Source organism: Spiroplasma sp. BIUS-1, from assembly GCF_010365805.1.
Lineage (GTDB): Bacteria > Bacillota_I > Bacilli_A > Mycoplasmatales > Mycoplasmataceae > Spiroplasma_A.
In genome coordinates, this window is the sequence record NZ_CP048386.1 from 132,732 (window position 1) to 147,415 (window position 14,684).

The 14,684-nt window shown below is 29.3% G+C and carries 12 protein-coding genes and 15 tRNA genes; all 27 read left to right on the plus strand.

Going from position 1 to position 14,684, the window contains the following annotated elements; translation table 4 throughout:
• The first annotated feature begins 48 nt into the window (after positions 1–48).
• The 27 genes from SBIUS_RS00605 to SBIUS_RS00730 all read left to right on the plus strand — a co-directional run bounded on the left by SBIUS_RS00605 (position 49) and on the right by SBIUS_RS00730 (position 14,684).
• Positions 49–1,869, plus strand: a complete 1,821-nt coding sequence (locus tag SBIUS_RS00605; protein ID WP_162684585.1) for an ABC transporter ATP-binding protein — start codon at positions 49–51, stop codon at positions 1,867–1,869.
• Between the two features lie 104 nt (positions 1,870–1,973).
• A tRNA-Asn gene (locus tag SBIUS_RS00610) sits at positions 1,974–2,049 on the plus strand.
• A gap of 7 nt (positions 2,050–2,056) precedes the next feature.
• A tRNA-Glu gene (locus SBIUS_RS00615) sits at positions 2,057–2,132 on the plus strand.
• Between the two features lie 20 nt (positions 2,133–2,152).
• Positions 2,153–2,228, plus strand: a tRNA-Val gene (locus SBIUS_RS00620).
• Positions 2,229–2,236: 8 nt separating this feature from the next.
• Positions 2,237–2,312, plus strand: a tRNA-Thr gene (locus SBIUS_RS00625).
• Positions 2,313–2,388: 76 nt separating this feature from the next.
• Positions 2,389–2,766: a hypothetical protein gene (locus SBIUS_RS00630; RefSeq protein ID WP_162684586.1), complete on the plus strand. Its 378-nt coding sequence runs from the start codon at positions 2,389–2,391 to the stop codon at positions 2,764–2,766.
• A 64-nt stretch (positions 2,767–2,830) separates the two neighbouring features.
• Positions 2,831–2,906 (plus strand) — tRNA-Lys (locus tag SBIUS_RS00635).
• A gap of 5 nt (positions 2,907–2,911) precedes the next feature.
• Positions 2,912–2,996: transfer RNA gene (locus tag SBIUS_RS00640), tRNA-Leu, on the plus strand.
• 280 nt (positions 2,997–3,276) lie between these two features.
• Positions 3,277–4,674 (plus strand): uracil-xanthine permease family protein, encoded by a 1,398-nt coding sequence (locus tag SBIUS_RS00645; RefSeq protein WP_162684587.1) that lies wholly within the window; start codon positions 3,277–3,279, stop codon positions 4,672–4,674.
• A 54-nt stretch (positions 4,675–4,728) separates the two neighbouring features.
• The gene (locus tag SBIUS_RS00650) at positions 4,729–5,265 is read left to right on the plus strand and encodes a hypothetical protein (protein WP_162684588.1); all 537 of its coding nucleotides are present in this window, start codon (positions 4,729–4,731) and stop codon (positions 5,263–5,265) included.
• Between the two features lie 74 nt (positions 5,266–5,339).
• Complete coding sequence (locus tag SBIUS_RS00655) at positions 5,340–6,173, plus strand: HAD-IIB family hydrolase (protein ID WP_162684589.1); 834 nt, start codon at positions 5,340–5,342, stop codon at positions 6,171–6,173.
• 14 nt (positions 6,174–6,187) lie between these two features.
• Positions 6,188–6,493, plus strand: a complete 306-nt coding sequence (gene trxA / locus SBIUS_RS00660) for a thioredoxin (protein ID WP_162684590.1) — start codon at positions 6,188–6,190, stop codon at positions 6,491–6,493.
• A gap of 13 nt (positions 6,494–6,506) precedes the next feature.
• Positions 6,507–7,331, plus strand: coding sequence for a Cof-type HAD-IIB family hydrolase (locus SBIUS_RS00665; RefSeq protein WP_162684591.1), 825 nt, complete (start codon positions 6,507–6,509; stop codon positions 7,329–7,331).
• 83 nt (positions 7,332–7,414) lie between these two features.
• Entirely contained in the window at positions 7,415–7,540 is a 126-nt protein-coding gene (locus SBIUS_RS04480) for a hypothetical protein (protein ID WP_255491187.1), read from the plus strand.
• Positions 7,541–7,597: 57 nt separating this feature from the next.
• Positions 7,598–8,653: a spermidine/putrescine ABC transporter ATP-binding protein gene (potA, locus tag SBIUS_RS00670; RefSeq protein ID WP_162684592.1), complete on the plus strand. Its 1,056-nt coding sequence runs from the start codon at positions 7,598–7,600 to the stop codon at positions 8,651–8,653.
• On the plus strand, positions 8,646–9,656 hold the full coding sequence (potB, locus tag SBIUS_RS00675; protein ID WP_162684593.1) for a spermidine/putrescine ABC transporter permease: 1,011 nt from the start codon (positions 8,646–8,648) through the stop codon (positions 9,654–9,656). The genes potA and potB overlap by 8 nt, the downstream gene beginning before the upstream one ends.
• Entirely contained in the window at positions 9,623–12,763 is a 3,141-nt protein-coding gene (potCD, locus tag SBIUS_RS00680; RefSeq protein ID WP_162684594.1) for a spermidine/putrescine ABC transporter permease/substrate-binding protein, read from the plus strand. The genes potB and potCD overlap by 34 nt, the downstream gene beginning before the upstream one ends.
• Before the next feature lie 67 nt (positions 12,764–12,830).
• Positions 12,831–13,571, plus strand: coding sequence for a threonine--tRNA ligase (locus SBIUS_RS00685; RefSeq protein ID WP_162684595.1), 741 nt, complete (start codon positions 12,831–12,833; stop codon positions 13,569–13,571).
• Positions 13,572–13,663: 92 nt separating this feature from the next.
• Positions 13,664–13,738: transfer RNA gene (locus SBIUS_RS00690), tRNA-Cys, on the plus strand.
• 166 nt (positions 13,739–13,904) lie between these two features.
• Positions 13,905–13,981, plus strand: a tRNA-Arg gene (locus SBIUS_RS00695).
• A 43-nt stretch (positions 13,982–14,024) separates the two neighbouring features.
• A tRNA-Pro gene (locus SBIUS_RS00700) sits at positions 14,025–14,101 on the plus strand.
• A gap of 24 nt (positions 14,102–14,125) precedes the next feature.
• A tRNA-Ala gene (locus SBIUS_RS00705) sits at positions 14,126–14,201 on the plus strand.
• 5 nt (positions 14,202–14,206) lie between these two features.
• Positions 14,207–14,283, plus strand: a tRNA-Met gene (locus tag SBIUS_RS00710).
• 23 nt (positions 14,284–14,306) lie between these two features.
• Positions 14,307–14,383 (plus strand) — tRNA-Ile (locus SBIUS_RS00715).
• A 45-nt stretch (positions 14,384–14,428) separates the two neighbouring features.
• Positions 14,429–14,521: transfer RNA gene (locus SBIUS_RS00720), tRNA-Ser, on the plus strand.
• A gap of 7 nt (positions 14,522–14,528) precedes the next feature.
• Positions 14,529–14,604, plus strand: a tRNA-Met gene (locus SBIUS_RS00725).
• Positions 14,605–14,607: 3 nt separating this feature from the next.
• Positions 14,608–14,684, plus strand: a tRNA-Asp gene (locus SBIUS_RS00730).

The following is a 14,684-nucleotide window of genomic DNA, read 5'->3' on the forward strand; positions in this document are numbered from 1 at the left end:
TTTTAAGTAGATATAATTTCATTGGGACAAAAATGAAAGGATCAAAAAATGGAAAATATTGATTTTGAAGTAGGCAAGGGTAAGTTTTTTAAAACTCTTGTTTATTATTTTGTTAAAGAATGAAAACTTTCTTTAACTATGTTAGTTTTATGTTTATTATTTGTTGTTCTTCATTTATCTTTACCGATTTTAACATTCCAAATGACAGCTATTATAACAAATAAAGATAAACCTGTTGGAAATGTAAAAAATATAATAACAGATATTTGAACAGATGATTATATATTGCTAATTTACGTAGCAATAGGAATTGTTATTTTATATTGCATACTATCATTTATTTATGATTACCTTGCATACATAATGGGTCGTAAAATAGAAATAAGTTTAAGAAATAGAGCTCTTGAAAATCTAGTTAGACAAGATATTTCTTATTACTCAGATAAAAAAATTGGAGAAATTTTAACTAAAATTGTTTCTGATACACAAATTGTAGGAGATCAAGCTGTGCAAGTTCCTCTACAATTTGGATTATCATTTTTCGAAATAATTGGAGCTGCAATTCTTATGTATATATTAAGTTGAGAACTTGCAACAGTAACTGTAATAACTTTTGTAATAATAATGTCTTTAATGATGGTTAGTTTCTATGCAACTAGAAACAAAGTTATTAAAGTAAGAGAAAGTATAACAGAGATAAATGGTAATGTAACTGATAGGATTGCTACAGTTAGATTAATTAAATCTTCTGGAACTGAAAATTACGAAACAGAAAGATTTAAAGAAGTTCACAAAGACTTTTACAATAAATCAAAAAAAGTAGGTACAAGACAAGCTATAATGTTAACTACAATGTGAGGTGGAATGTTTGTTCTTCAATTTGCAACTGTTATTGCAACAATGCTTATATATGGAGAACAAGGACCAGAAGGTGAGTTTATTACTCAAAGATTTACAGCATATAACTTAGCTCAAGGACTTATGATAGGACCTTTATTTAATGTTATGGCTGCATTATTTGGTTTAGCACAAGCTTCTGTCGCTGCACAAAGAGTGGATGACACTATTAAAGCAGAATCAATTATGAATTCTCACTATTGAGATGGAGAGATTGTAAAAGAAATTAAAGGAGATATTTTATTCAAAGGAGTAGAATTCTCATATCCAGAAAAACCAGGAAAAGTAATTCTTCCAAAATTTGACTTTAAATTTGAAGAAGGAAAATCATATGCCTTTGTTGGAGAAACTGGAAGTGGTAAATCAACTATAGCAAAACTACTTTTAAGATTCTATGACCCTTCAAAAGGACAAATAATAATAAATGGAAATACAAATTTAAAAGATGTTAAATTATCAAGTTATTTAAGTCATGTTGGTTATGTTGAACAAGATCCACAAATTCTTTATGGAGATGTTTTTGAAAATGTTAGATATGGATCGTTTGAAGCTACAAACGAAGAAGTTATTGAAGCATGTAAAAAAGCAGAACTTCATGAACTTGTAATGACTTGACCAGACCAATACGAAACTATACTAGGAGAACGTGGATTCCTATTAAGTGGTGGTCAAAAGCAAAGATTGATTATTGCCAGAATGTTCTTAAAAAACCCAAAAGTTTTAATATTAGATGAAGCAACAAGTGCTTTAGACAATATTGTTGAAAAAGAAATTCAAGCAAAATTAGACATACTTATGAAAGGTAGAACAACAGTTACTATTGCTCATAGATTAAGTACAATTAAAAATGCTGATGAAATAATAGTTTTAGGTGGAAATGGTAAAGGAATAGTTCAAAGAGGTAAATTCAATGAACTAAAAACTCAAGAAGGACATTTCAAAAAACTATACCAAGCAGGACTTATTGAATAGTCAAAAAAAACTTACTTTTAGTAAGTTTTTTTATTTTTTTTATAAAAAAATATTGATTTTGATATTGTTAATATGCTATTATGAATAGGTAGAAATCTATCTATGGCTTTTTAGCTCAGTTGGTAGAGCAACCGGCTGTTAACCGGTTTGTCGCAGGTTCGAGTCCTGCAAAAGCCGCCATTTTAATGGCCTGTTGGTGAAGCGGTCAACACACACGGTTTTCATCCGTGCACACACGGGTTCGAACCCCGTACAGGCTACCATTATTTTTATTTTTATTTTTGGAGTGTTAGCTCAGTTGGGAGAGCTCCTGCCTTACAAGCAGGCGGTCGGCGGTTCGAGCCCGTCACACTCCACCATTTTTTTTGCTGATGTGGCTCAATTGGCAGAGCAACTGACTTGTAATCAGTAGGTTGTAGGTTCAAGTCCTATCATCAGCACCACGCAAGAAATTACCAACCATAAATGGTTGTTTTTTTATTGCTAAATCTATGTATTATATAATTAAGGAGAAATAAGATGAAAAAAAATCTATCTTTAATTGCTTATATTTCATTAGCGATTGCTTTACTAAATCAAGTTTTTGTAATTGCTTTTGTAAAACCAATATATAGCAAAATTCATCCTGAAAATACATTAGATGAATTGGCTTACATAATAATAACTATATGTGTAGTATTTTTAATTTGTATTGGTCTTGTTGGGCTAATATTTATAATTAAAAATACTGTTAAATCAGCTTTTGTTGGATCAATTATTTTGATAACTTTAGGAGTTCTTTTAATGTGTACTTTAATTTCATTCACATGAATTTTTGGAAGTATAAACATAATACTTGGTATATTATTGATAACTGTTGGGTCAATTCATTTAAAAACTACAAGAGAATACTTATAATTTTTTAAAGATAAGTATTTTAATAAAATCAAAAAAATGTTATTATAAATTTGTTAATTTTAACGTCTCGTTAGCTCAGTCGGTAGAGCAACTGGCTTTTAACCAGTGGGTCATAAGTTCAAGTCTTATACGGGACACCATTCATCCGGAATTGGCGGAATTGGCAGACGCACCAGACTTAGGATCTGGCGTGGTAACACGTGGGGGTTCAAGTCCCTTATTCCGGACCATAAAGAAGCTTAATCACGAAAGTGATTTTTTTTTTTTTTTTTTTTTTTATTGAATATTTCAATTGCAATTAAAACTTAAACTCTATATATTCTTTTTTAAGGAAAGTTGGAGAAATTATGAGAACTCTTATTTTGGTTATTACAAAGCACAAATTAAAAGTACAAGAGTCTTTAACTTCTCTATCTTTTCATTTTTCTGAATTATTTTATATTTAATTAATCAACCATTTTATTGGTTGATTTTTTTTGTAAAAATTCATTATAAGAAAAGGAGAGTATTATGGAAGAAAATAAAAAAATAGATTTGATTTTACAACCAAATCAAAGACCTAAAAATTTTGGACAGTGAACTATATTGTCTATCCAACATGTCTTTGCGATGTTTGGGGCAACCGTTTTGGTTCCGATGGTTATAAATCAAACTGCAAATGATGAGGTTATAAATATCTCAATGGCATTGTTTTGTTCTGGTTTTGGAACATTAATCTACATAGCCTTAACTATGGCAAAAGTTCCTATTTATTTAGGTAGCAGCTTTGCTTATATGACTGTTTTGGGAACGGGTTGAAAAGATTGAGGTAATTCAATTTTTATAGCAGTATTTGCCGTGGGGTTAGTTTATATTTTAATGGGTTTTATTATTCATTGAACAGGTGTTAAATGAATTAAAAAAGCATTTTCACCAATAGTTGTTGGACCAATAATAATAACTATTGGTTTAAGTGCTGTACCAAGTGCTTTACAAAACATAGGTTTTGCAGCAGCTCAAAATCCCCAAGATAATGCTTGAGGTAATTATCCACAATGACTGGCAATAATAATTGGTGTTATCACATTTCTTGTTGCAGCCATTTGCATGCTTAAGGCTAAAAGTTTTTTAAAGGTCATACCAATTCTTATGGCTTTGACTGTAGGTTATGTAATATCTTTGATATTACACTTTAGTTTAACAAAAACTGGTTATCAAATAATTCACACAGAATATATAACAAATACAAACCAATGAGAGTGACACCCAAGCTTTAAAAAAGTTTGAAATGTTGATCCAAAAACTATTGGACCTGCACTTGTAGCCATTGTTCCAATATCTATGGTAACAATGGTTGAACACCTTGGTGATCATATAAATATTGGAAATATGACAGGAAGAGATTTTATTAAAAATCCTGGAATTAGTAGAACTTTAATTGCTGATGGAGTTGCCATGAGTTTGGCAGGTCTTATAGGGGGTCCTGCAAATGCAACATATGCAGAAAATACAAGTGTTGTTGGTTTAACTAAAGTTGCTAGTGTTTGAGTGACTGGACTTGCTGCTATATTTGCTATCGCAATGAGTTTCATTGCGCCAATAAATCAAATAATAAGAATGATTCCTTCTCCAGTAATGGGAGGAATAAGTTTAATGTTGTTTGGTATGATAGCTTCCAATGGGATTAAAATTATGATTGATTCAAAAATAGATTTAACTAATGCAAAAAACTTAATAGTTATTTCTGTAATTCTTGGTGTGGGTGTGGGTATGTCAATTATGAAAAGTGATATTATAATGGGTTCATTTCATATAACAGGATTATTCCTGGCAACCTTTTTAGGAGTTTCTCTTAACCTACTTCTACCTAATCATGACAACTTAGGAATAGCTACTATATTTAGAGGTAATAAAAAAAAGAAAAAGTAATATTTATTTTTTAAAAAAATAACTCTAAAATATATATGTTAAGGGGTTAAAATAATGAAAAAAATATTTGTATTAGATGTGATTGCTTTTCTTTTATTAGTGTTGGTGTTTAGCGTTATTGGTTTAGGAGTAAAATTTGGTGATATTTCATCTCATGTTCTACCGTTAATGAAAATTTGAACTATGTCACAATCTGGTTTTAGAGCAAATTATTGATATGGATTTGCTGTTGTATCTTTAGTGTTTATGTCTTTAATTCTTGTTATTGATCTAATTTCTGTGAACTTAAAAATAAGCTACAATTATGTAAGTTTACTTTCTGCTTTAAAAGGTTTATTTACAATAATGATACTAACTTTTGTATCGGTTATATTCATTGACTACTTTGTTGAAATTGGACAAGCTGCAAAAATTATTAATAATAACAAAGTAAAATTATCAATTGATGCTAGAGGTGTTGTTTCAATTTTATTTACAATAGCAGTATACATAACCATAACTGCAACAGCTTTCAATTACAATTCTATTTGTAAACTAGCAGCGGTTCTTGCAAAAAAACAAAAAGAAAACCAAAATGATTCTGTAAATTAGAATCATTTTTTTAATAGATTTCATAAAAATAGCTATTTACTTTATAATCATTATTAGTAAAATGAGGTGAAAATATGAAATTAAAAGAAAATGTTCTTATTTTTTCAGATTTAGATGGAACTGCATTAGCTAGTGATCATAAATTTAGTGAGTATACAAAAGACATAGTTAAAAAAGTGTATGAAAAAAATTATTATTTCATACCAGTTACAGCAAGATGTACAATGGATACATTTGAACAACAATCAATTTATCTTGGTTTAGATAAATTAAATGGGCTTGCTGCTGCTAACAATGGAACTCACATATATGACTTTAAAGAAAATAAATGAATTAAAAAAGAATACATTAGTGAAGAAAAGTTGAGAGAAGTATTTGAAACAACTTTTGGTAAAATTGGGAAATACAAAGTCCACTTTATTGGAGATGACATATATTATGTTTATGGTGAAGGTGAAAACTCAAGATATTGAAGCGATATAATGGGAACTGATTATAAAGTTATTGAAAATTTTGAAGAAATAACTAAAAAAATTAATCATATAACTATAATTCTTGAAAAAAATCCAAGTCAAGAAAGTGTTGAAGAATTTTACAAAGATTTTTCAGGTATAAGCAATGAACTTGATATAATTAAATATACAGATAGGGTTTATGAATTGGCCATCAAAGGGATTCATAAAGGGTCTGTAGTTAAAGAGGTCTTAAATTATCTAGGATTAGATGAATCAAATACAACAACTTTTGGATTTGGAGACAGTTTTAACGATTTCGAGTTAGCTGCACAAGTTGAAAACTTTGTGGCAGTTGAAAATGGTTTGAAAGAACTAAAGGAAAAAGCAACATTTGTTACTAAAAGTAATGATGAAAATGGTGTTGCTGATTTCATAGAAAAAAATATACTTTAAAGGAGAACAAAAAAATGGCAGTAAAAGTAATTAATACAGTAGAAGAATTTGATCAAGAAATTGCAAAAGAAGCAACAGTTGTTGATTTCTTTGCAGAATGATGTGGTCCTTGTAAAATGTTAGCACCTATCTTCGACCTAACTTCAAACGAAGAAAAAGATGTTAACTTTATTAAAGTTGATACAGATAAATTAACAGAAATAGCACAAAGATATAATGTTATGTCTATTCCAACTTTAATAATGTTTAAAAATGGAGAAGTTGTTAAACAAAACAGTGGGTTCATGTCAAAAGACATTTTAAAACAATTTGTAAAATAGGGGGTATAAAAAATTGGTTAAATTAATAGCACTTGATGTTGACGGGACATTAGTTAAAAAGAAGAATTTAGTATCAAAAACAAATATAAAAGCAATTAATGAAGCTCGTGAACGCGGTGTTAAAATTTGTATTGCAACTGGAAGAAACATAACAAGAGCTATGAAAGTTGCAAAAGCAATTGGAATTGATTTGGCTCACGAATATGTTATTACCCTTAATGGTGGAGCTACTTATAAATATGAAGGAACTGCAACACCTAAGTTAATTGAAGAACATTTATTTGAATTAGAAGACTTTAAAACAATTTATGATAAAGCAAAAGAATATAAATTAAGTACATTTAGTTATGCAAAAGATCCAAATGTATCTTATGTTGTTAAAAAAAACTTATTCACATATGTTCTTAAAAAAGTTTCTGGAAGAAAATTAATTAAATATAACAGAGATGAAGTAAAAGATACTTCATACAAAATAATAATTTATGGTAACAAAAAAGGTATTGCTAAAATTAAAGAGGACTTAAAACCAAAACAATATGAAATGTTTTCATGAAGTTATGTTCCTCATTCATCAAATATCGAAGTTAATCCAAAAGGTGTTGATAAGTTATTTGCTCTTCAAAATGTAGCAAAAGATTATGGAATTGACCCTAAAGATATAATGTTCTTTGGAGATGGAGACAATGACATGAGAGCTATTAAGTGAGTTGGACACGGAATTGCTATGGGAAATTCTAAAAGAGAATTAAAAGAAATAGCTAACTCTTCAACTAAAAGTAATAAGCAACACGGAGTTGGTTACTATATAAGAAAAGAATTATTGAAAAGCACTAAGTAGTGCTTTTTTTTATTTTATATTTTTGATAAAACAAAATAAAAAAATATATAATTATTTTATGAAAAAACAAAAGGAGAATTACTATGAAATTACAAAACGTAATAAATATAAATCAGTATTTAATTTCAGAATGATTTAACGTAGTAATTACTCGTGTTGAATGATTTGAAAAAGTTTTAGAGACCGAAATGCTCCTCCTGATTGCGTAATCAATTTTAATAAAATTACGCGTTAAAAATTTAATATTTTTTAAAGGAGAACATATTATGAACAACAATAATATTTTAGAGATTAGAAATCTTACTAAAAGTTATGATGGAAAAGTTGTTTTAAAAGGTGTTAGTTTTAATATTAAAGAAGGTGAGTTTATAACTCTATTAGGGCCTTCAGGTTGCGGAAAAACCACTACTTTAAATATCGTTGGAGGAAGAGAAAAACAAGACTCTGGTGATTTACTATTTGAAGGAAAAGATTTAACTCCAATTCCAAGTAATAAAAGACAAATAAACACTATTTTTCAAAACTATGCACTTTTCCCTCATTACGATGTTTACGACAACATTGCTTATGGATTAAGAATTAAAAAAATGAAAGAAGACTTAATCACAAAAGAAGTAATGCAATATATTAAGAAATTTTCACTAGAAGGAATGGAAAATAAAAGAGTTCACGAACTTAGTGGTGGTCAAAAACAACGTGTGGCTATTGCAAGAGCTCTTATTTTGAAACCAAAAATTTTACTTTTAGATGAACCAATGTCAGCTCTTGACGTTCAACTAAGAAAAAGAATGCAAGACGAACTAAAAGAACTTCAAGAAGAAATTGGAATTACTTTTATTTTAGTGACTCACGATCAAGAAGAAGCTTTAACTTTAAGTGACAGAATAGTTGTAATGAATGATGGACAAATTCAACAAATTGGTTCACCAGAAGAAATTTACAATGAACCAGAAAATAGATGAGTTGCAAACTTCATTGGAGTTTCAAATGTTATTGGTGATGGTGAATTTGTAAAAGATCTTAAAGTTAAATTTGATGGGAAAGAATTCGACTGTACAGATAAAGGTTTTGGTGAAAATGAAACAAACATTGATATTGTTTTAAGACCAGAAGATTTACAAATTTCAGGACCTAACAAAGGGTTCTTTAACGGTGTTGTTGAAAATATAATTTTCAAAGGGGTACACTATGAAATTACAATTAAAACAGAAAACAGAACTTATACAGTTCACACAACTGAATATCATGACTTTGACAAAGAAGTTTCTATTAAATGAAATCCAGAAGATTTACATGTAATGTGAAAAGAGATCGATGAATAATCTAAATAACGAAAAAGACATTATTGAACAACAAAATAATGTTGAAGTAGAAAAAGAATTAGATGATATAGAAAACATTGAATCTGAAGGATCAGAAATAGAAATAGAAATACCAAAGATCAAATTTAAAGATAAAGTTGCTGAATTTAAAATTGTAAAAGGACTTAAAGGAAAAGTTTGACCTATTTTATTACCATTTATGGTTGTGATGGGATTTTTAGTTGTGCTTCCACTGTTAGGAATCATAATATTTTCTATTATTGAAGCAACTGGAAATAGTATTAAATTCAAATTAGACTTTTCTAACTTTATAAAATTACTAACATCAGGATCAATACTTTTTGTGTTAATGCTGTCTATTTTGTATGCTTTTGTTGCAAGTATTATTTGTGTGGTTTTTGCATACCCAATAGCTTTAATAATGGCACAATTAAAAAATAAAATGTTAGCTAAAAATGTTTGAGTTTTAGTTACTCTTCCAATTTGAATAAGTATGATCTTAAAAATTTTAGGATTAAGAAGTTTATTCTTGTTGGTTTCACCAACAGCTCTTGGAACACCAATTGCAGTTATTATAGGTATGGTATATATGTTTTTACCATTTGCAATTTCACCAATATATAATGCAATTGAAAATCAAGATAAAAATTATTATTTAGCAGCTTTAGATTTAAAAGCAAGTAAATCAAAAGCATTTTGACACACTACATTTAGACAATCACTTCCAGGTGTTTTTGCTGGATTTACTTTAGTTTTAATACAAGCAGCAACTTCATTGTTGATTGTTAGATATATGGGTGATGGAAAAATTAACTTAATAACAACCATTATTGAAAATTACTTCTTTAGAGGTACTGACTTTACTTTTGGTGCAACTATTGCTATTGTTTTAGCTTTAATTTTATTTGCAATAATGGGAATTATGAAATGAATTTCAAATAAATTCGAAGTGAAAGGAGCGTCAAAAAAATGAAAAAATTCTTCAAATCAAGTTACTTCTTAATAATGATGCTCTTTATCTATGTTCCAGTAGCGGTGATGATAGCTTTTTCATTCAATGCTGGAAATAGTACAAGTTCATGAAGTGGATTTAGTTTTGAATGATATTCAAAACTAATTAATAACTCACCATTTATGAAGTCAATAACTGTTTCTTTATTTGTTGCTATGGTTTCAACAATACTTTCTTTAATCATAGGTATGATGGCAGTTGTGGGTTTAACAAAAATTAGACCAAAAGCTGCAAGGAACTGAGTCAGAATTGCAAACATTCCTTTAGTTAATGCTGATGTAATTACAGCAGTAGGACTTATGTTATTGTTTGTTTTAGCTGGAGTTAAATTTGGAATAGTAACTTTAATTGCTGCTCACGTTTCATTTAACGTGCCATATGTAATAATTACTGTTTTACCTTTCATGAACAGAATAGATAAAAATGTTCTTGAAGCATCTAAAGATCTTGGTGGAAATCAAAGACAAACTTTTTATAAAGTTATTCTACCAATACTAACTCCTTGTATAGTAACTGCAGCTGCAATATGTTTTGCAATGAGTTTTGATGACTTTATTATCTCTTACTTTACAGGTGGGGGGCAAACTAACGTTTCTACTTTCATATATACTGCAAAAAGAATGCAACCATATATTAATGCTTTTGGAACTCTTTTGGTTGCCTTTATTGTATTTGTTATTTTGATTTGAAATATTGTGCAATTTTCAATTCAAAGATCAAAAGATATAAAAGTACAAATCAAAAAAGGTACTTATAAAATAAAAGTTATCAGTAAACTAGAAAATGAAATTAAGTATTTAGAAAAATGTTTATCTACAGGAACAAAAGTAGATAGAACTAAAAACTTAAAACTTTTAGCTCAATATAAACTTTTAAAATTCCAAATAAAAATTTTAAATAATAAAAACAATAATAAAAAAATTAGTAAGCTAGAATGAAAAAAAGAATTAATCTCTTCTGAAATTAAACTGGAAAAAAGATATTTTACTATTTTTCAAAAATTAAACCTTAAGAAAACTCAAATTGAAAACAAAATGAAAACTATGAGTAGTGAGAAAAAAGCAAGAAAATTTGAACAAGTTTTATTAAAGTTAGAAAGAAAAATAAATAAATACGAAAAAGAAATTGAATGAATTAATGAAAGAAATGAAATTGACAAAGAAAGATCAATGGAAATTGGTCAACAAGTTTTAGATTTAAAATCTGAACTAGAAAGTTTAGAAAACCCAAGTTCAAAAATTATTTCTTGATATAACAAAAAAATTAAAACACTTTCTTTCAAAAGAGATTGTCTTTTAGAGGGTAGAAATCAATATAAATTAAGAATTACTATTGAAAAACTAGCTGAAATGAGAAAAGAAAATTTAGAAAAAAGTGAAGCAAAATATCAACAATTAAAAGATATTGAACAAAAAGTATTTAGAAAAATTTCTTTAGTAGAATCAATTGATTTACAAATTAAAAATTTAGATAAAAACTCAGCTGAAGATGCTCAAAAAATTAAAGAACTAACTTCTTTAAGAGAAAGTAAATTACAAGAAGCTAAAAATAATTTAGAAAAAAAACTAACTACAAAAGAAAATCAATTACAAAAAATAAATGATGAAGTTAAAAAGAAAAAAGATAAGTACTTCCCTGATGTTTTAACAGAAGATTATGTTCCAAAATCAAATAGATGAATTAAAAGAAACTGAAAACAATTAACAATGGGAACTGCTCTTTTAGGTTCATTTTCATTGCTAACTACTGCTTATGTAATGAACAATATTTATGATTTAGTTATTGGGAATTGAGGAAGTTATATTGATCCAGAATTAATTACTGAATTTGAAAAAGAAACTGGATACAAAGTTAATTATCAACAATATGACTCAAATGAATCACTTTACAATAAAACATATACTTTTAATTATGATTTGATGGTTCCAAGTGACTATATGGTTCAAAAACTTGCAACCGAAGGAGCTCTACAAAGAATTGACTGATGTAGAGTTGAAAATATAAATACACCTAAAGGTGTACATATGGATCAAAAATGCGATGAACTTCCGGAAAGCACTTTAGAAGCTAAGGAACTATTAAATTATAACGAGAGTCTAGAAAAACTTCACGGAGATTACAAGTTCAAAGATGCAGAACAAAAAGATTCTAACTTATTAGATTATTCAATTCCTTGATTCTGAGGAGATGTAAGAATTGTTTTCAATCTTGCTAAATTTAATGAAAATACTGGCAAGTTTGAATATAACGAAAAGTTAAAAAAATTCTTACAAGACAAAAAAATTATTTCAAAAGAAGAAAATAAAGATAACCTAAACATGCCTTATAAAGTTAATAATGAAAATCTTTCTTGAAATATTTTGTGAGAAGCTGCAAATGAAGGATTTAATTTGGCGTTGAATGAGGATCCCAAAAATGTATTTATGTATGGATTCCAGAAACTTTATGGAACTGTTGAAGCTAAAGATGAGTTGAAAATAGATGGCAAAGAAGTTTCAAAACAAAAGCAAGTCGATGAAGTTTCAAAAGAAATAGAAAAACTTGTAAGTGGAAGAAATGTAGGTTTATATGGAGACCAATTAATAGACAAAGTGCACGATAGAGATTTTGATATCGCTGTAATGTATAATGGTGACTTAATTTATGCAATGCAAGATGACTACGAAAGCGAAGTAGAGGAAGATTCTCTAAAAAGAGACGAACAAAATCAAAATATCAATAACTTCAAATTCGATGTTATTTCAGGTGTTCCTGGAGCAAAAATGAGTCAAAAAGTAATTATTGGTGATAAAGAAAACACAAATGAATCTACAAACCTTTGAAGTGATAATTTAGTTATCTCAAGTACCAATAGACATATGAATGCAACTTATGACTTTATAAATTTCATTTACGAAATAGAATCACAAAAAGCTTTAGTTGATGAAACTGGTATGCCAACAGGGTTTAAAGAAGTAATTGACTATGCGCAAAAAAAAGGTGATGAATGAAAAGAATGATTTGAACCTTCTAAAAATGGTTTTGCATTCAACTTTGATGAAAAAATTGACAACTACTTAGTTGATAAATTTAATAAAATAATTTCAACAAAACACTAAAACTTAAAAATCCTTTTATAAAGTAATATATTAGAATTTACTTGTTAAATTAAAAGGAGAATGGAATGTGAAACTCACATTATTGGATGGAAGTGTACTGGTTTATGATGAACCAAAAACAGTACTAGATATAGCTATGGATATATCTCCTTCTCTAAACAATAGGTGTGTGGGTGCATATATTAACTCAAACTATATGGTTTCTTGTTTTACTATAATAAATAAAGATTGCAAAATCGAGTTTGTTACAGAAAGACATGATATGTATTATCAAATTGTTAACTATACTGCAAAGTTGGTGACAATATTGGCAATGGTGGATCTATATCCTGATTTAGATCAAATTGTTCAAGATGGAGATAACTCAAAAAGTGAGTTTAATCTGTACTTTAAATCTAATAAATATATTACTGTTGAAGATTTTCCTGCAATAGAAAAAAGAGCCAAAGAAATAATTGACAGTTCTTATCCTATAGGTAAATATTTAAGTAGCAAAGAAATATTTGTTACACAATATAAAAAAATTAAAGTTAAAGGTAATTTGGATAAATTGATTGAAATGGTAGAAAAGAAATATATCTCTTATCCTGTATTAAAATTAAGAGGTGAAGCTTTTTTTGCTCTTTGTGGAACACTTAAAAATACAAATGAGTTATATGACCTAAAACTAACAAGTACTTCAGATTATCTTCTAGAAGATGGTTGTAAAGTGCAAGTGATTTATGGGATTGCAGCTACAAGTGAAACTAAAATGAAAAGTTTAGAGAGAATCTTGGAAAATAAAAAATTATACCCAGGAGAATTTTAAAAAACCCACAAAGGGTTTTTTTATTTTTTACTTACATATTTAGTATTAAACTATTAGTTTTTATATTTTTTTAGTATAATCATTTAGGTAATGGTACCATAGCCAAGAGGCTAAGGCATGGGACTGCAACTCCCTGATCGTCGGTTCGACTCCGACTGGTACCTCCAAAATGAAGCCAAAAAAGAGTAATATTTACTCTTTTTTTATTTATTTTCTAAAAAAGACACATATTGATTTTTAATTTGCTATAATAAATATTGTCAATTTTGTATAAAGTTGATAAAAAAAGAACAAAATGTAATATAATATTTTTGGTTGTTTTCACACAAAAATGCGCCCTTAGATCAATTGGATAGATCGTTTGACTACGGATCAAAAGGTTAGGGGTTCGAGTCCCTTAGGGCGCGCCATTATTGAGAGCAATCATGAATATTATTAAATATTCATATACTTCGGGAAGTGGCTCAGCTTGGTAGAGCATTCGGTTTGGGACCGAAGGGTCGCAGGTTCGAATCCTGTCTTCCCGACCATTAATTTAATATTTTTTTATATATGGGCCCGTAGCTCAGCTGGGAGAGCACCTGCCTTGCACGCAGGGGGTCGACGGTTCGATCCCGTTCGGGTCCACCATATATGGCGGGGTAGCTCAGCTGGTTAGAGCGCTCGGCTCATACCCGGGAGGTCAAGAGTTCAAGTCTCTTCCCCGCTACCATATATTTTATTGTTTTATATTTTGGACCTTTAGCTCAGTTGGTTAGAGCATCCGGCTCATAACCGGATGGTCATTGGTTCGAGTCCAATAAGGTCCACCATCATGATGACTCTATTATGATCATGAGGGGGCACAAACAAAATACGGAAGATTACCCAAGCCTGGCTGAAGGGGTCGGTCTTGAAAACCGAGAGTCGGGGAAACCCGAGCGGGGGTTCGAATCCCTCATCTTCCGCCATTTTTATCGCGGGGTGGAGCAGTTGGTAGCTCGTCGGGCTCATAACCCGAAGGCCGTAGGTTCAAGTCCTGCCCCCGCAACCATTTGGCCCCATAGCGAAGTTGGTTATCGCGCCTCCCTGTCACGGAGGAGATCACGGGTTCGAGTCCCGTTGGGGTCGCCA